This is a genomic window from Bacillus sp. 41-22 (assembly GCF_025809295.1).
Classification (GTDB): domain Bacteria; phylum Bacillota; class Bacilli; order Bacillales; family Bacillaceae_G; genus Bacillus_A; species Bacillus_A mycoides.
On sequence record NZ_CP084035.1, the window covers coordinates 4,449,022 to 4,467,184 of the forward strand.

19 protein-coding genes are annotated in these 18,163 nt (G+C 36.5%); 5 read left to right on the top strand and 14 right to left on the bottom strand.

Features of this window, described 5'->3' with window-relative positions; genetic code table 11:
• Positions 1-37: 37 nt before the first annotated feature.
• Together argH and LCF45_RS22795 are read right to left on the bottom strand one after the other, a co-directional pair.
• Positions 38-1,426: an argininosuccinate lyase gene (gene argH / locus LCF45_RS22790; RefSeq protein WP_002143374.1), complete on the bottom strand. Its 1,389-nt coding sequence runs from the start codon at positions 1,424-1,426 to the stop codon at positions 38-40.
• The gene (locus LCF45_RS22795; RefSeq protein ID WP_263894298.1) at positions 1,423-2,628 is read right to left on the bottom strand and encodes an argininosuccinate synthase; all 1,206 of its coding nucleotides are present in this window, start codon (positions 2,626-2,628) and stop codon (positions 1,423-1,425) included. Before LCF45_RS22795 ends, argH begins: the two co-directional genes overlap by 4 nt.
• Before the next feature lie 167 nt (positions 2,629-2,795).
• Between LCF45_RS22795 and LCF45_RS22800 the strand changes: the two genes are divergently transcribed.
• Positions 2,796-3,113 carry a hypothetical protein gene (locus tag LCF45_RS22800; RefSeq protein WP_002129395.1) on the top strand — a complete coding sequence of 106 codons (318 nt, stop codon included), beginning with the start codon at positions 2,796-2,798 and terminating at the stop codon, positions 3,111-3,113.
• Positions 3,114-3,141: 28 nt separating this feature from the next.
• Here LCF45_RS22800 and LCF45_RS22805 read toward each other — a convergent pair whose 3' ends face one another.
• Positions 3,142-3,336, bottom strand: a complete 195-nt coding sequence (locus LCF45_RS22805; RefSeq protein ID WP_002034321.1) for a hypothetical protein — start codon at positions 3,334-3,336, stop codon at positions 3,142-3,144.
• A gap of 857 nt (positions 3,337-4,193) precedes the next feature.
• Here LCF45_RS22805 and LCF45_RS22810 point away from each other — a divergent pair.
• Complete coding sequence (locus LCF45_RS22810; RefSeq protein ID WP_002015542.1) at positions 4,194-4,856, top strand: YitT family protein; 663 nt, start codon at positions 4,194-4,196, stop codon at positions 4,854-4,856.
• A 31-nt stretch (positions 4,857-4,887) separates the two neighbouring features.
• On the opposite strand, the gene LCF45_RS22815 is transcribed toward LCF45_RS22810, so the two are convergent.
• Complete coding sequence (locus tag LCF45_RS22815) at positions 4,888-5,721, bottom strand: EcsC family protein (protein WP_002129397.1); 834 nt, start codon at positions 5,719-5,721, stop codon at positions 4,888-4,890.
• A gap of 137 nt (positions 5,722-5,858) precedes the next feature.
• On the opposite strand from LCF45_RS22815, the gene LCF45_RS22820 reads away from it, so the two are divergent.
• Both LCF45_RS22820 and LCF45_RS22825 read left to right on the top strand, forming a co-directional pair.
• Positions 5,859-6,494 (top strand): papain-like cysteine peptidase, encoded by a 636-nt coding sequence (locus LCF45_RS22820; RefSeq protein ID WP_263894299.1) that lies wholly within the window; start codon positions 5,859-5,861, stop codon positions 6,492-6,494.
• 71 nt (positions 6,495-6,565) lie between these two features.
• The gene (locus LCF45_RS22825) at positions 6,566-7,000 is read left to right on the top strand and encodes an NUDIX hydrolase (RefSeq protein WP_050001021.1); all 435 of its coding nucleotides are present in this window, start codon (positions 6,566-6,568) and stop codon (positions 6,998-7,000) included.
• A gap of 28 nt (positions 7,001-7,028) precedes the next feature.
• Here LCF45_RS22825 and ackA read toward each other — a convergent pair whose 3' ends face one another.
• The 5 genes from ackA to LCF45_RS22850 form a co-directional block, all read right to left on the bottom strand.
• Positions 7,029-8,222: an acetate kinase gene (gene ackA / locus LCF45_RS22830; RefSeq protein WP_002129402.1), complete on the bottom strand. Its 1,194-nt coding sequence runs from the start codon at positions 8,220-8,222 to the stop codon at positions 7,029-7,031.
• Between the two features lie 299 nt (positions 8,223-8,521).
• On the bottom strand, positions 8,522-9,508 hold the full coding sequence (locus LCF45_RS22835; protein WP_263894300.1) for a class I SAM-dependent methyltransferase: 987 nt from the start codon (positions 9,506-9,508) through the stop codon (positions 8,522-8,524).
• A 211-nt stretch (positions 9,509-9,719) separates the two neighbouring features.
• The gene (tpx, locus tag LCF45_RS22840) at positions 9,720-10,220 is read right to left on the bottom strand and encodes a thiol peroxidase (RefSeq protein WP_002015549.1); all 501 of its coding nucleotides are present in this window, start codon (positions 10,218-10,220) and stop codon (positions 9,720-9,722) included.
• Between the two features lie 135 nt (positions 10,221-10,355).
• Positions 10,356-10,751 (bottom strand): GerW family sporulation protein, encoded by a 396-nt coding sequence (gene ytfJ / locus LCF45_RS22845; RefSeq protein WP_000350005.1) that lies wholly within the window; start codon positions 10,749-10,751, stop codon positions 10,356-10,358.
• 12 nt (positions 10,752-10,763) lie between these two features.
• Positions 10,764-11,402, bottom strand: coding sequence for a DUF2953 domain-containing protein (locus tag LCF45_RS22850; RefSeq protein WP_002167574.1), 639 nt, complete (start codon positions 11,400-11,402; stop codon positions 10,764-10,766).
• A gap of 205 nt (positions 11,403-11,607) precedes the next feature.
• Here LCF45_RS22850 and LCF45_RS22855 point away from each other — a divergent pair, with 205 nt between their 5' ends.
• A complete protein-coding gene (locus tag LCF45_RS22855; RefSeq protein WP_002015552.1) occupies positions 11,608-12,411 on the top strand; it encodes an NAD kinase in 804 nt (267 codons plus the stop codon).
• Positions 12,412-12,672: 261 nt separating this feature from the next.
• Here the strand turns inward: LCF45_RS22855 and LCF45_RS22860 are convergent, their stop codons facing one another.
• From LCF45_RS22860 to thiI, 5 genes are all read right to left on the bottom strand, one after another.
• Positions 12,673-14,241, bottom strand: a complete 1,569-nt coding sequence (locus LCF45_RS22860; RefSeq protein ID WP_002167573.1) for an amidohydrolase — start codon at positions 14,239-14,241, stop codon at positions 12,673-12,675.
• Between the two features lie 88 nt (positions 14,242-14,329).
• Positions 14,330-14,761, bottom strand: a complete 432-nt coding sequence (locus LCF45_RS22865; protein ID WP_002129408.1) for a VOC family protein — start codon at positions 14,759-14,761, stop codon at positions 14,330-14,332.
• Positions 14,762-14,863: 102 nt separating this feature from the next.
• The gene (mbcS, locus tag LCF45_RS22870; protein ID WP_002167572.1) at positions 14,864-16,450 is read right to left on the bottom strand and encodes an acyl-CoA synthetase MbcS; all 1,587 of its coding nucleotides are present in this window, start codon (positions 16,448-16,450) and stop codon (positions 14,864-14,866) included.
• A gap of 221 nt (positions 16,451-16,671) precedes the next feature.
• A complete protein-coding gene (locus tag LCF45_RS22875) occupies positions 16,672-16,866 on the bottom strand; it encodes an alpha/beta-type small acid-soluble spore protein (RefSeq protein WP_000168891.1) in 195 nt (64 codons plus the stop codon).
• Positions 16,867-16,945: 79 nt separating this feature from the next.
• Complete coding sequence (thiI, locus tag LCF45_RS22880) at positions 16,946-18,160, bottom strand: tRNA uracil 4-sulfurtransferase ThiI (RefSeq protein WP_002129411.1); 1,215 nt, start codon at positions 18,158-18,160, stop codon at positions 16,946-16,948.
• Between the last annotated feature and the right edge of the window lie 3 nt (positions 18,161-18,163).

Here is an 18,163-nt window from a genome sequence, read left to right on the forward strand (position 1 = left end):
TCTAAAAAAGCACCTTACCTTCTATATCATATATCATTTAACTTCCAACAAACTCTATTGCTAACCCCTTCGCCTTCTCCAAAGCCTTTTCAATCTGCTCAAATCCTGTCCCGCCAGCACTGTTACGGCGCTTTACAGCTGCATAAGGTGAAAGGACTTCATATAAATCTTCTTCAAATAACGGACTCATTTCTTTATACGTTTCAAGTGGTACATCTAATAAATAGATTCCTTTTTGCGTACAATGAAGAACTAGTTTCCCGACAATTTCATGAGCTTGACGGAACGGCAGTCCCTTGCTTGCTAAATAGTCGGCAATTTCTGTTGCGTTAGAGAAGTCTTGCGTCACAGCTTGCCCCATTTTTTCTTTGTTTACAGTCATCGTTTCAAGCATGCCTGCCATAATATGAAGGCATCCTTCTACTGTTTTCACTGTATCAAACATTCCTTCTTTATCTTCTTGTAAGTCTTTATTGTAAGCGAGCGGCAATCCTTTCATTACTGTAAGTAAACTGAATAAATTACCGTATACTCTGCCCGTTTTACCACGAATAAGTTCCGCCATATCCGGATTTTTCTTCTGCGGCATAATACTGCTTCCTGTTGCGTATTGATCGCTCATTTCAATAAATTGAAATTCTTGGCTACTCCATAAAATAAGTTCTTCGCAAAAGCGTGATAAGTGCATCATAAGCATAGATGAGTTACTTAAAAACTCTAATATGAAATCACGATCGCTTACCGCATCTAAACTATTTTCATAGATTCCATTAAATCCGAGAAGCTCCGCACTATATTCTCGGTCAATCGGGAATGTTGTACCAGCTAGTGCTCCTGCTCCTAATGGTGAAATGTTAATACGCTTTAACGAATCTTCATAACGATTCACATCGCGCTCTAACATCCAAAAGTAAGCAAGAATATGATGCGCAAATGAAATCGGCTGTGCACGTTGCAAGTGCGTATAGCCGGGCATAATTGTTTCAATGTTATTTTCCGCTTGATGAACAAGAACAGTTTGCAATTGTTTTGTAGCTTTTATAATATCTTCTACTTTTTCTTTTAAATACAAATGCATATCTGTCGCTACTTGATCGTTACGGCTTCGGCCTGTATGAAGTTTCCCTCCTACTTCACCGATTCTTTCAATTAACATCTTTTCAATGTTTAAATGAATGTCCTCAGCCTCGACTGAGAAATTCAATTTATTTTGTTTCGCTTCCTCTAGTAAATATTGAAGCCCTATCTTTATTTTCTCTGCTTCTTCTTTCGTAACAATGCCTTGCTTTGCTAACATCGTTACATGTGCGATACTCCCTTTTATATCTTGATTTACTAATTGTTGATCAAAGGAGATGGATGCTCCAAACTCTTCAACCCACGCTTCCGCTTCTTCTGTAAAACGTCCGCCCCAAAGTTTGCTCACGCTTCCACCTTCTTTTGATTCACTTGACTGTATACTTTCGTAGGTAAACCGAATAATGAAATGAATCCAACTGCTGCATCATGATTAAATTCATCCTGGGCAGTATACGTTGCTAATTTTTCATCGTATAAAGAGTACTCAGATTTACGCCCTTCTACAATCGCATGACCTTTAAATAATTTCACACGTACTGTACCTGTTACATTTTTTTGCGTTTCTTGTAAGAAAGCATTGAGCGCTTGTTTTAAAGGTGAAAACCATAAACCGTTATAAATTAATTCTGTTAGTTTTTGCTCAATCATCGGTTTGAAATGAGCGACCTCTTTCACAAGTGTTAAATCTTCAAGTTCTTTATGCGCTGTTATTAATGTCATTGCTGCTGGGCATTCATATACTTCACGAGATTTAATACCGACAAGGCGATTTTCTACATGGTCGATACGTCCCACGCCATGTTTTCCAGCAAGTGCATTTAACGTTTTAATTAGTTCTGAGAGTGGGTATGCAGTGCCGTTTAAAGTCGTCGGTACCCCTGCTTCAAATTCGATTTCTACAAACTCTGGTTTATTCGGTGTATCTTCTAATGCCAACGTCATCTCGTATGCGTCTTCTGGCGGCGCTGCCCATGGATCTTCTAAAATTCCACATTCGTTGCTGCGTCCCCATAAGTTTTGATCGATTGAAAACGGGCTATCTAAATTAATTGGAATCGGTATATCATTTTCTTTTGCATATGCAATTTCTTCTTCACGTGACCATTTCCATTCACGTACGGGCGCAATAACTTCTAAATATGGATTCAACGCTTGAATAGAAACTTCAAAACGAACTTGGTCATTCCCTTTTCCTGTACATCCATGTGCAACTGCACTTGCGCCTTCCTGCTCTGCAATTTCTACTAATTTTTTTGCAATAAGCGGACGAGATAATGCAGAGACAAGAGGATATTTCCCTTCGTATAACGTGTGAGCTTGCATCGCTATCAATGCATATTCATTCGCATATTCTTCTTGAACATCAATCATATATGATTTAATTGCACCTACTGAAAGTGCTTTTTCTTTTACAAACGCTAAGTCTTTACCTTCCCCTAGATCTAAGCAAAGCGCGATAATATCATAATTTTTCTCTTGTAACCATTTAATTGCAACGGAAGTATCAAGACCTCCGGAATATGCTAATACAACTTTTTTCTTCTCCATTTTGCATCCCCCTAAAGAATAAATATTCATATTTTATTATAATAATCCAAACTTTATCACCTTTCATAAAATGAATCAAGGGGAATTTATAAAATTTTTTCAAACAATTTCGTCGAACTTCTTTCTTTTTTTATGTAAAATAGAGGAAGGAAAATGGAGGGGTGTCCATGAAAAAGTATTTTATATACAATGAACATCTAGGAATTGAAGTACCGAACATACAAGAAAAATGGGAAGACATCTCTGAACAAGCGCAGCATTCTATTTTATTAAAATGGGAGCAAGTTCGCGGAAAAATACCTGATCGCATAAAGGAACTTGAGCACCATATTAACGCTAAACAACACCACTTAAATAACGAAGAAGACTTTGGAATTTCTTGCAAGCTAAATTCAGAAATTGCCGATCTTGCTTCAATTATTAACGATCTTTGGCTTTGGTATCGTCTAACCCAAAACGTATCTGAGGGAAAAGCACACCAATGAAAAAAGCATGCCCCTCAATTAATTTGGGTCATGCTTTTTTGTCGTAACAAGCTTTGCAATATATTTCTTGCGCCGTTTTTGCTAAACATACATCAAACGGGCCTACTAATATACTTCTTTCTTTCGGCAACTTTACAAAAGCAACTAGCTCTTCTTCATATTGAATCTTTTTCTGACATGAAACACATTTTAATTCTTTTCTTTTAAACATGTCTTTTAGCATATCTCCATTCTCCCCCTCATCTATCTATATTAATATACTCTCATAATAGTTAGAGCTTGTAAAAAAATGACACATTCCGAAACAAATTATTCATATACTATGTACAAAAGGAGGTCTCAAACTTATGCGAGCTTTCATTATTATCGCTTTAACTTTTTTAAGTATCATTAGCTGGGATGCATTTTTTAAAGATAAAAGTGATGAGAACAATACAATTGAATAAAAACCCTTCTTTTCTTACTTATTGGACAAACTTCTAAAAGTTGTCCAGTTCTACGAAATAACTTAGGCTTTTCTACAAAAATATTTAAACATAACATTTTTTGTAGATTCCCTCCGGTTATTGTCGGTTTCCATCCGCATGTATTTTTTGAAAGTATGATATAATAATATAAATCTTGAAGGAAGGGATTTTGATATCATGATCGCTCGAAGGAGCATGTGGCATCGTATTGACGAATCATACACGTAGCGTATTTTTTAGCTCAGATACTTTAGTCTAGCGAAAAAAAATACGAGAGTGGGGAAATTATGATTGCCCGAAGGATAATTTGGCAAAAAAAAGACTCTTCTTACACATAGCGTTTTGTTTAGGACTTAATTGTTACTAGCTAAACAAAACAAAGAAGAGCAGGATTGCTAAATGAAGAATCCTACTCCCCGTTTTGTTTAGTCGCTTTAAGACTTAAACTAAAACGAAGGTAGGGAGAATTGATGGACGAGAGGATTATTCGTTATTTCTTCAGCGACATATAGCGTAGTTAGTTTTTTTCGTAAACTAACTGAAAGCTACATGTGAGCTCGTAGTTAGTTTACAACACCAAAAGGACTACTAACTACGGAAAGAAGGAATAACGATGAGGAACATCCAAAGTCGACAAATTATTAAAGAAGTTTTTATGGTTTTAATCGGTTCATTTATATTAGCAGCAGCGCTATATCACATTCACTTCCAAAACCACTTAACAGAAGGTGGCTTTGTAGGTATTGCACTATTTATCCAAAATTTTTATGATATTTCACCATCTATTTCAACTGTAGTAATGGATATCCCTATTATTTTACTATGTGCTTCATTTTTAGGTAGAAAAATGGTTGGCTATTCATTCTTAGGTTCACTTTCATTTGGAGTATTTTATTCCCTTATGGAAAATTATTCTCCTTTTACGGTAGATTTATCAAATAATTTATTTGTAGCTGCAGTAGTTGGCGGTGCGTTAGCTGGTATTGGACTCGGTTTTATATTGCGATTTGGCGGTGCAACCGGTGGAGACGATATTTTAACAATTATATTAAGTAAACGAACTCGGTTTACAATTGGGCAAATTTTCTTCGTCTTTGACGCGATTGTTCTTGCGCTTTCATTATATTATTTAAATTGGACAGAAATTGCTTTTACTATTCTTTCGATTGCCGTACAGGCAAAAACATTGGATTTAATTTACTATCCAAAAACAGAAAAGAAAGCAGCAAAGCAACCCGTTTCTATTCCAATATCCAAAAAACATGCGACAAACTAAAAAGCGAAAGGCTTCGGCCTCTCGCTTTTTTTCATGCTCTCTTTTCTTTTTCTAATATGTAGCGTACTTGATAAAACTTATTTGCAAATTCAGTAACATTCCTCGTTAGGCGATAGTTCACTGTAGAGCCAATCGCCATTCCGAGTACAGGAATGCCTTGGAATACTTTACGACGAAGAGCATAAATCGAAAACGTCTTCAAAATTTGTTTTAACACAACCTCAGTAGAAGCTGGCTTTAATACTGCTTCGTCTCCTTCATAGAAGAATGAATCCTCTTGTTCGAGTTCTCTCAGTAAATTGTACCATGCATATTGCTGAAGTCTCGCCGGCAATAATGCTGCATGGAATACCTTTAACGCAAGCATCATTTCATACGGCTTGTTCACATCATGCCCAAATGATGTCGCAACAAGTTGGACAGCCTTCACATTTAACGCAATCATAACCGGAAAATCAGCCGTTAATAATAATAAACCACCAGCACCTGTTGCTCCGCCTTGTACGAATGAATATAGACGATGACGTGCTGTTTGCTGCTCTGCTATGTATGTTAATTGATCAATAGATAACGCCTTCAAATCTTCAAGTTGCTCAATCGATTCATCAAATAATCTCGACGTTCCTAAAATACGATTACGTGCATCTAGCTGTGATTGTGAACTTTGAATAAGCGCATGCAAATGAAAGAGCCATCCATCTGCTTTCGTAAAAAAGTCTTTTCGTTTTTTCTCAGGCAGTTTCGCAATTGTCGTATGCAACCACTTATCAAACATCTTTTGAAAATCGGTCGCTTCTTGCTCTACTAATTGCCCTTCCCACTCTTTTATATTGTCTAAAATGGCTTGTTCTCGCTTCGATCGCATCGTAACAACCACCTCGTTCGATTTTTTTCTATTGTAACATATTTCTGCTTCTTCTTTGCAAATATGCTTGTCTATCTTTATTCACATACCATTTTTTAGTGACATAAAATATTAGCAAAAAGGATGAGATGAATCACATGAATCTATCCAATATAAAAAAAGAATATAATGCAGTATTCAGCTTAGGACAAAACTGCTGGCCTGCTTGGGCTTTATATCAATTCGAATTATCACCATTTTTTGGTGTTATCGATTTTATGCTAAGCCCTTCATTAGAAAAAGTGAATTTATTATTACAAAATCGATTTGACCGTTTTTTACAGTTCGAAAACTTATCCTTCATCTCATTTTGGGATGATGATGCGAAATTAAGACTCCGTGACAACCTATATGAAATCGACTCCTGTCACGACTTTAAAACAGATGTAAACACACCAACATCCTGGCCTTCTTATACAGAAATTAAGTTAAACTATGAGCATCGAATTAATCGTTTTCTAACTACAATCGAAACGGCAGAATCCACATTGTTTATTCGAACAGGAGGAACATACGAAGAAGCACGTTCCTTGGAACAAATTTTATCTCAAATAGTTAAACATACATTCTCTGTCCTATTACTCATTCCTGAAGATGTACCAACTATCGCCCAAGAAGATTGGGGATTACAAAATATTTGTGTTATAAAATGCCCAGTGATGGATATATGCCAGTACAATGAAGCATTTTGGAATGACTTATTTAATGGCATCACAATTCGGCCAAACGCTTAAATACACGTCACCTTTTATCACACCCTGCCTTATAATCATCCTTATACAAAATAAATAAGGAGTGATTATATATGTATCCACGTGCAAAAGCTTTTGGCATCGCTATACATCACGGTCGCCTTCTCGTACAAGAATATCATACAGGCGATGAAACATATTACCGACCCCTTGGCGGATCAATTGAACTTGGTGAAAAATCAGCACATACTGTTATTCGCGAATTTCAAGAAGAGCTTCACACAGAAGTGGAAATCACCAATTATTTAGGCTGCTTAGAAAACATCTTTCATCTAGATGGAGAAATTGGTCATGAAATCATTCAGCTATATTCTTTACGCTTATTAGACATGTCACTATATGAAATGGAAATACTGAATATATCAGATGAACAAACACTGTCATATGCAAAATGGATTTCCCTCACTGCATTCATTCAAAAAGAAAAATTACTATATCCGGATGGAATTTTGAAATATATCCAAAAGAAAAAAGACGAGATCCTATAGGATCTCGTCTTTTTTTTCATATAGTATATTAACCAATATCTCCAAGACGTAATACGTCACGAGCAATCATAACTTCTTCGTCAGTTGGAATTACGATAATTTTTACTGGAGAGTGTGGGAAGCTGATGAATGCTTCTTCACCGAATACGTTATTGCGTTTTACGTCGAAGTATACGCCCATGTACTCAAGGCCTTCTAATACGCGCTCACGAATAATTGCACTGTTTTCACCTACACCAGCTGTAAAGATGATAGCGTCAACGCCTTTCATACGAGCTGTGTAAGAACCGATGTATTTATGGATACGGCTCACGAACACGTCAAGTGCTACTTTCGCACGGTGGTCGCCTTCTTCTTCTTTCGCAATGATGTCACGTAGGTCACTAGAGTAACCAGTAAGACCTAACATACCACTCTTCTTGTTTAATACGCTAACTACTTCTTCTACAGTTTGGCCTGTTTTTTCCATGATGTATGGAATTAACGCAGGGTCAATGTTACCAGAACGTGTACCCATTGTTACACCAGCAAGTGGAGTGAAGCCCATAGAAGTATCGATAGACTTACCACCTTCTACTGCTGCGATACTTGCACCGTTACCTAAGTGACAAGAAAGTAGGCTTAAGCTTTCAAGTGGACGACCTAATAATTCAGCCGCACGCTCTGTTACGTATTTATGAGAAGTTCCGTGGAAACCGTATTTACGGATGCCAAATTTCTCATAGTATTCATATGGTAAGCTGTATAGGAATGCAGATTCCGGCATTGTTTGGTGGAATGCTGTATCAAATACTGCTACTGCTGGTACGTTTGGTAGTACTTCTTGGAATGCTTTAATACCAACAAGGTTTGCTGGGTTGTGAAGTGGTGCTAAATCGCTTAATTCTTCGATATCAGCTAATACTTCAGCATCAATTAAAACAGAATCAGCAAATTTTTCGCCGCCGTGTACAACACGGTGACCGATACCGCCAATCTCATCAAGAGATTTTACGATTCCGTTTTCAGTTAATTTCTTAAGAAGCATGTTAACTGCTACTGCATGATCTGGGATGTTTGTAATTTCTTTTTGTTTTTCGCCATCTACAGTAATAGTGAAGATACTATCTTCTAAACCGATACGTTCTACTAAACCTTTTGTTAATACTGTTTCACTTGGCATTTCAAATAATTGGAACTTTAAGGAAGAGCTTCCTGCGTTAATCGCGATGATTTTTGACATCTAGTCTTTCGCCCCTTTTTCTCTTGGTAGTTGTGTGGATCATTCCACAAACCGCTCGATTTTATCTAATTAAATTCACTCATTATGAAAACGTTTCATCATTAGTAAATTTTATACTCACGATTTTAATTTAAACATCGTCCGACATATATTTCAAGTGAAAAAATTATAACACCAAGAAAAAAAATATATTACAGATTTCAAAAAAATTCAGTTAAATCTTGTATATATTAAAAAACATTACATATCCTATAAAACTGTACTACATTAATTACTAACCCTGTTACATATATATCGTATTATTTATGTGTTGCAAACCAAGTATTCAATTGATTCATAATGTTCTCCATAGCCTTCATGTTAGAGAATTTAGGTAATTCCACTAGTAGTGCCTGTTTCGGCATTGTTACACCTTGGCCTTTCTTTTGGAGAACAAATATACTTTTTGCATTTTTCTCGTTTTTAAACATGGAAACAGGAAGCTGTAATAATCCTTGAATAAAGCATGTCTCTTTAATGAATGCATGTAGCTTTGGCGCTTGATCACTTTCAAAAATGAAGTTTGGTACTAAGAAGAATAAATACCCGCCTTCTTTCGTATGTTTCACACTTTGTTCAATAAATAAGTGATGTGCATATGACATTCCTTCATCTGCTTTTAATGTATATTCACTTGCAACAATTTCATTTGGATAATAACCAATTGGTAAATCTGAAACGACTGCATCAACTGGATCAATATAAAGTGGTGCTAGTCCATCTTGGTGGAAGAATTCGATTGCATGCTTTTGTAAATTTGCATTTACTAAAGCAAGTTTAATTAACACCTCATCCACTTCTACACCAAATCCACTCATTGTTAGTTCTTCTTTGGCGCTATTAAACAATGTAGTCATTAAGTTACCAGTTCCAATTGCAGGGTCTAAAACAGTAATTTCTTTTTGACCTTGCATAAATTTATGGAATAAGTAGCTCATGAACATTCCAACTGCATCTGGCGTCATTTCGTGATTCGCTTGTACGCCCTCTTTCATTCCTTTTAAAATGGCTAGCTGAAATGCTTTACGAATTTCTTCCCCTTTATATGTTTCTTCATTAAACGTACTATATTCACGATTCAACCTTTCAATTGTTGATTCGGATAATTCCTCTTGTAAAATCGCTCCTTCAAACAAGTTATCACCTGTTTCTACAAGCGCCTCTAAATATGTTACATCTAATTCTTTACGTAAAACTACCGTAGAAGAATCAAAAATAGAAAATAATGTTTCTACTGCCTGACTCACGTACATTCCTCCTTCTCTCTTTTACACATAACTTATATCATACCATAATCTAAATTTTTCCCAAAAGAAAAAGCGACCTCTTGCAAAGAGCTCCCCTTCAAGTTGTTTATGATGTAACGTCTTTTCTCATATATTGGTTCAGTTAACAATACATGAGAAAAGACGACCTCTTCTAAAGTAAAACTTTAATGAGAGGTCGTCTTCATTTGCATTACTTCGCAGATTTAGCTGCTTCTAATGCTGCTTCATAGTTTGGATGGCTTGTACCTTCGCCTACGTATTCTGCGTAAACTACTTTGTCATTGCTATCTACTACGAATACTGCACGAGCAAGTAAACGAAGTTCTTTCATTACTAAGCCGTAAGCTTCACCGAATGAAAGGTCACGGTGATCAGAAAGTGTTACAACATTTTCTAAACCGTTTGCTGCACACCAGCGTTTTTGAGCGAATGGTAAATCAGCGCTAATTGTTAATACTTTCGCGTTTTCAATACCTGCTGCATCTTCGTTAAAACGACGAGTTTGTGCATCACATACACCTGTGTCGATTGAAGGTACAACACTAATTAATTTCACTTCACCTTTGTATGTTTCTAAACTTACTGGAGATAAGTCATTTGCTAATACTTGGAAGTTAGGCGCTTGATCGCCAACTTTAACTTCTGTTCCAACTAAAGTCATTGGGTTACCTTTAAAAGTTACATTTGCCACTTAAAAATCCTCCCTTATTTTAAACAAAATATGTACAATGTAAATGATAGTTTGTCCCTATCGATAATGCAAATAAAATCGCTTTATTTACAAAAAAATTAAAGAAGCTAATCCACTGATCAGCTTCTTTATTCGTTAAATTTGAAATTCAGGATCATCTTCTTTTCGTTTATCCATCATTTCTTTCACTTTATCAACAGCTTGTGGCGCTAATTCAATTATTTTATCGATGACGTGTGTTTGCTTATCTAAGTGTAATACTTTCACACCTTCTCCATTTATAACAAGAAAGGCAACAGGATTAATAGAAACTCCTCCACCACTTCCCCCGCCAAATGGATGACGGCCTGAATGTTCTACTTTACCAAATTCACTTCCACCAGCAGCAAATCCAAAACTGACTTTCGAAACTGTAAGAATTACACTTCCATCTGCCGCTTTAATTGGGTCACCAACAATTGTATTTACATCAGTCATTTGTTTTAAATGCTGCATTGCGGTTGTCATTAAACCTTGAATTGGATGGTCCATTCTATATCCCCCCTATGCTTGAACAGATTTTTCTGTCATACCAGATTTTTGCTTTCTCATAAACACGAGTAATTTTATCGCTGTTTTTACAGTACGGAATATACGAAAAGATGCTGTTAACTCGCATCTTGATGCAAATCCCTTTCCTTGAAAAACAGGAGTAATTTCAAATTCTGGTACGTCGACAATATGCATATATTGTCCTACAACTCCAGCAGCCATTCCTTTTGTCCCCCATGCATATCCAGTGACAATTCCAGTACTAGCCGCGTCGCCTGCTCCAATTTGCGTATGCCATTTCCAACCATTGATTTTCACTCTTTTGAGAAAATCTTTAACAATAGTATGAACGTCTTGAAGCTTTTTTATCAGTTCCCCTATACTATCGAGTTGTGCCATAATTTTATTATCTATTCCGCCGTCCTCTTCAGCTTTTTTAATTTTTTGTCCTGTCTTCTTCTGCTGTTTTTCAATTCTTTCCAATACATCAAACGTATATCGAATCATCCATATTTTCACTTGAAACAAACATTGTTTTTCCATTTCTGAATATAAAAACGTCACCTTAAGCGATATTTTCGATAATAGTATAAGCAAAATAAAAAGTAGAAGAATTATCATTCCAATTACGAGCCACTTCATTCGTACCATCCTTTCACTCCATACCCATTATCGACAAGTTTATTCATCATTAAACAGACTTTGATAAAATTGAATATAAAAATTTTTCTAAAAATAAAAAGGAATTTTGACAATTTATATCGAAATATACTATTTGAACATATCATCCAGAAACATACTCTGACGATATGTAGCACTAAGACTAGAAAATTTAACTGCAGTGGAGGGATACATAATGGCAAATCGTCGCAATTTATTTTTCTTTTATGGTGATGACAAAGTAACGCTCGTTGAAAAAATGAAACCAGTATATCGTATTTTAGAGGAGAATGGATTTACCATATTAGATCATCCAAAAAATGCAAACGCTATCGTCAGCGTTGGAGATGATGGGACTTTCTTACAAGCCGTTCGTAAAACCGGCTTTAGAGAAGATTGCTTATACGCAGGTATTTCTACGAAAGATGAAATTTCTTTCTACTGCGATTTCCACATCGATCACGTTGATACAGCCCTTCAAGAAATTACAAAAAACGAAATTGAAGTGCGAAAATATCCAACAATTAAAGTAGATGTAGATCACGGTACATCTTTCCATTGTTTAAATGAATTCACATTACGCTCTAGTATCATTAAAACATTTGTCGTAGATGTACACGTCGACAATTTACATTTCGAAACCTTTAGAGGTGATGGATTAGTTATCTCCACACCAACAGGAAGTACCGCTTACAATAAATCATTACATGGTGCAGTTGTCGATCCACTTATCCCATGTTTCCAAGTAAGCGAACTAGCATCTTTAAATAACAACACATACCGTACACTCGGGTCACCGTTCCTTTTAAATCACGAGCGTACGTTAACTTTAACACTTAAACCAGATGGAAATGATTATCCTGTTATCGGAATGGATAACGAAGCACTTAGCATTAAACAAGTGGAAAAAGCCGTTGTTCGTTTAAGCGATAAACAAATTAAAACTGTTAAATTAAAAAACAACTCTTTCTGGGAAAAAGTACAGAGAACATTTTTATAGTAATCAAAAAACCCTCGAATTATGGGATTTCCATAATTCGAGGGTTTTTTATTTATCAAATGCAACTTGATGCTGTTTCACAAAACATTTTGGAACAGGACAACAGTATATGAAATTATATCAACGATTTTTCGAATGTATCTATCACAAGTCAAAATATATCAACGATTTTACCCAAAATATCAATTTACGACATCATCAGCCTATCTAAAAAGAGGAAGCATCACCAACATGTATTTTCGGAGCCGCTCCCTCAAATTTTTAGACGTCTTTTCTATAAACAATCTTCCCATCAATGACGGTCATTTCTGCCTGTACTTCTTTTATTTCTTCCGCCTCAATTTCAAAAATATTGCGGTCTAATATCGTAAAGTCTGCTTCATATCCTTTTGTAATTTGTCCTCGCTTTCCTTCTTTTCCAATTGCATACGCACTTCCTGTTGTAAATAAAGAAACAGCCTCATATACCGTTAATCTTTCTTCTGGGATATAACATACACCATCAATAAAACTTCTACGTGTAACAGCACTATATATACCTAAAAACGGATTCACTTGTTCAATTGGAGCATCAGAGCCTCCATTACAGTGTAATCCTGCATCCAGTAACGTCTTCCAAGCATACGCATAACGAAGACGATGGTCTCCTAGTTTTTCAATCACTGATGGAAAATCCGATGAAACAAAGACTGGTTGAATATCAATAATAGCTGGCAATTGTTTCATTCTTTCAATCAACTCTTCACGAGCTAGCTGACAATGAATAATACGGTCTCGTAATCCTTCTGCTGGTGGATGTAATTCAAGCGCATCAATGACATATTCAAGCGATAAATCACCAATTGTATGAATCGCAACTGGCATATGTAAATCTCGTGCTTTTTTCACTAAACCTGCAAGCTCTTCACGTGAGAAAATGGCAACTCCATTTGTTTCCTTCGCATCTTCATACGGTTCACTTAATAAAGCTGTTCTTCCGCCAAAAGAGCCGTCAGAAAAAATTTTCATCGCACCAAATTCAATATAGTGCTCATTTTCATATTCTTTTCGTTCATTCGCTACTTCATGGTGAACGAGTAAATGCGCCTTAAACCGCATTTCTTTTATAACGTGTGAAAACGCATTGTACGTTTTTTGAAAGCCGCCATAATAATTTAAGTCTTCCGTATGTCCGCCAACGAGTCCGTATTGCCAGCAGTCTGAAATCGCTGTTTGCAGAGCACTTTGCAAATACACTCCATCTATTTCGGGCTGAACATGTTTAATTAACTCTTGTCCTTGCTCATATAAAAGTCCTGTTAATTTATTTAATGAGTCACGACCAATTTTTCCGCCCTTTGGATCTTGCGTCGCTTCTGTTATGTTCGCTTCTTGCAATATGTATGAATTCACCCATGTCACGTGACGACAAACGCGCTTTAATAAAATCGGATGTTCTTTAGAGATTTCATCTAAATCACGTACATGAACTTGTTTTGTATCTGTAAAATTATTTTCATTCCATCCTTCTCCGATAATCCAAGATCCTTTTGGCGCTTCTTCTACGCGCTTCTGAACAAGAGTAAGTACTTCGCTATAAGATTTGCAATTTGATAGATCTAGACGAAGCAACCTCTCCCCATGCCCAATAAGATGCATATGGCTATCAACGAGTCCTGGAATCATCGTTTTCCCTTTTAAGTCACATAACTTCACTTCTGAATATCGGTTTTCTAACTCTTCTTTATTCCCTATATGAACAATGACGCCATTTTCAACGTAAATAGCTTCTACTTTTTCATTGTCTTCTCGCATAGTGTAAATGGTGCCGCCATACCAAATTTCTCCCATATACTCGTCCCCCTTTTCCCTTTAGTCTACGAAATTCGTTCGTATAAAAAAAGCACCATTTCGATTAAAAATGGTGCTTTTCCAAAAATTAATTTTGTTCAGTAGGGTTCGTTGTAATTTGCCATTCAATGCTAAATTTATCTTTTAGTTGTCCGTATGCTGGGCTCCAGAAAGTTTCTTGAAGTGGCATAATAACTTCTCCACCTTCTTGTAACTTATCAAATACTTCTTTCGCTTTTTCTGCATTATTAATTTGAATTGCGATTGTTACTTGAGATCCGATTGCATGCCCTTGACCTGGGAATGTATCAGAAATCATAAGGTCCGTATTACCAACTTTTAAAGTAGCATGTAAAACGCGCTCTTTCGCTTCAGCTGGAATTGGGTATTCTGGATTTTCAGGCATGTCACCAAAAGTTTGCATTACTTCTACTTTTGCGTCTAACGCCTCTTTGTAAAACTGTACAGCCTCTTGCCCACTACCATCTAAAACTAAGTACGGATTAATACCTAAAATCATACGGACACCTCTTTTTTTAATTTATAAAATCGAACTTGTGTTCGTTTTTATAATATCATCGTTTTACATTTCATTCAACTATTTACTTCCCTATTTTCAAAATTATTTTGAAGGAAGCTCCATTTCTTGTTTTCTAAGTTCAATACGGCGAATTTTTCCGGAAATCGTTTTTGGTAGTTCATCTACAAATTCAATTTTGCGAGGGTATTTATATGGTGCAGTCAATTCTTTGACGTGTTGTTGGAGCACTGGAATTAATGTTTCTTCGTTCTTGTCTATATTCTCTCTTAATACGATAAATGCCTTCACGACACTTCCGCGAATTTCATCAGGGCTTGCGACAACCGCACATTCTCTTACATATGGATGTTTTACAAGTGCATCTTCGACTTCAAACGGTCCGATTGTATAACCAGAGCTAATAATAATATCATCACCGCGACCTTCAAACCAAAAATAGCCTTCTTCATCTTTTTTCGCTTTATCACCGGTAATATAATAATCACCGCGGAATTGCATCGCTGTGCGCTCATCGTCTTTATAATATTGTTTAAAGAGTGCTGGTGTTTCAATGTGAACTGCAATATCACCAACTTCTCCTACCTGTACAGGAGTTCCTTCTTCATTTACGATATCAACATGGTTTCCTGGCGTCGGTTTTCCCATTGATCCTGGTCTAATGTCCATCCCTTTCATTATCCCAACGAGTAATGTGTTTTCCGTTTGCCCATAACCGTCTCTTACCGTAATATCAAAATGCCTTTGGAACGTTTCAATAACTTCCCTGTTTAACGGCTCACCAGCTGATACAGCGCTATGTAACGCTTCTAAATTGTACTCACTTAAATTTTCTACCTTTGCCATTAATCTATACTCAGTCGGCGTACAACAAAGCACATTCACCTTATTATCGCCTAATAAATTTAAATACGTTTTTGGTTCAAACTTACCATTGTATACAAATCCTGTTGCACCTGAACCGAGAGTCGCTACAAACGGGCTCCAAATCCATTTTTGCCAACCTGGACTAGCCGTTGCCCATACAACATCTTCTTCTTCGATTCCGAGCCAGTTCGGGGCGCTTGTACGTAAATGAGCGTATGCCCATGCATGCGTATGAACAACTCCTTTTGGATTTCCTGTCGTCCCTGACGTATAAGATAAAAAGACCATATCTTCTTTATCCGTCTTCGCCATTTCTAACGTATCACTTTCCGTTTCTAATGCTGTTTTTAAATTCGTCCATCCATCTACTGAACGCTCGCTCAAAACGAATTTTTGAAGAGATTCCACCGCTTCTACGCCGTCGAATTGTCCAATATACGGTTCGTAACTTACAATTGCTTTCACTTCTCCGTGCCCAATACGGTACTCAATATCTTTTTTACGCAACATTTCTGAGCTTGGAATAACGACAAATCCTGCTTTAATCGCAGCAATATACGTCATGTAAGCTTCAATTAAGCGCGGCATCATAATAAGGAGCTTGTCCCCTTTTTGTAAGCCACTTTTTATAAAAGCGTTTCCAATTTTATTCGCACCTTGCATTAATTCAAAATATGTAATCTCTCGTCTATTCCCTTTATCATCTTGCCAAATTAAAGCAAGCTTCTCTTTATCACTCGTATATTTCTCTATTTCCGAAACTAAATTATAAGACGGCGGCGCTAACAATTCCTCTCTCTTCATATAACATCCTCCTTTATTTCTATGCCTCCCTTATATAATAAAGAATTTTCAGTAAATTTTGAACCCTCTTCTTTTGACAATTTTTTTATATTTATGTCGAAATGATGTATGAATGTATAGCGACGATGTTTTTAACATAACGATTCACCGGCAAATAACGACGAAAACGACAAAAAGAAAGAGCGGGAGAACCCGCTCTTTCTAAGCCATCGTATATGGGATTATTTTTGGTAACCGCCTAATTGTTGCTCAGCTAGTGAAACTAGACGTTTAGTAATTTCGCCACCAACAGATCCGTTAGCGCGAGATGTTGCATCAGCTCCAAGTTGAACACCAAACTCTTGAGCGATTTCGTATTTCATTTGATCTAATGCTGCTTGAGCACCAGATACTGCTAATTTATTTGTGCTTGCCATGTTGTATCACCTCCTTGTGAGTATAGAGTGTGATAAACAACATGACTTCATGCACATTTGAATGTGGTAATTTATGGGTTTAGAAAAGTTCTTCGAATTTTTCTTCTTCAGCCACTACTTCTACTGTTTGTAATACCATTGTTTCTTTGTTCTCTACAGCCTCTTCAATTAACGGCGCGAAATCGTACTTCGCTTCAAAACGATTTGCTTTCTCACGCTTCGGTTTCGTCGATGGACTTGCTGGTGTAAATACTGTACAGCAGTCTTCATATGGACGAATTGAAATATCATACGTTCCAATTTCTTTTGCAATTTTAATAATTTCTAATTTATCCATCGTAATAAGCGGACGAATAACAGGATAGTTTGTCACTTCGTTAATCGTATGCATACTATCTAACGTTTGGCTCGCTACTTGTCCAAGACTTTCACCAGTCGTAATTGCAAGTGCATTACGCTCCTCTGCAATACGCTCTGTAATACGCATCATCATACGACGCATAACTGTCATAGAATAGCTAGATGGAATTTCTTTATTAATCGTTTTTTGCACTTCAGTAAATGGAACAAGGTGAAGTGTTACACGTTTACAGTATTTCGTTAACTCTTGTGCTAAATCGATTACTTTTTGTTTCGCGCGCTCGCTTGTGAAAGGTGGACTATGGAAGTGAACTGCTTCCACAGATACGCCGCGTTTCATCGTTAAGTAAGTTGCTACCGGGCTATCGATACCACCAGAAAGAAGCACCATTACTTTTCCGCCAACACCAACTGGTAAACCGCCAGCTCCCATGTGCTCACCACACATAATATAGCTGTAACCACTGCGAATTTCTATACGTACATTCACATCTGGATTATGAACATCTACTGTGATATCCTCTGTATTTTCTAAAATGTGCCCACCGATTTCTGGAAGTAACTCCATCGTCTTCATTGGGAAGCGCTTATCAGAGCGGTGCACTGTAATTTTAAATGTTTTCACATCACCTTTTACTTGTAAGAAAGCTGCTAATGCACCTTTTTTAATATCTTCTAATTCTGATGGTACTTTCATTGCTAAGTTAAACTTATGAATACCAAATACATCTTTCAATCTTTCAGAAATTGCTTCATGGTCTTCACCATTTAACTGAATGTACATACGATCATGTGTTGCATCAATTTTAATGTTTGGGAATTTTTTTAATTTGAATTTCACATTATCTTTTAACGTACTTACAAACTTAGAACGGTTCTTTCCTTTTGTCGTCATTTCTCCATAACGAACTAAAATATATTCATATGTCATCATATT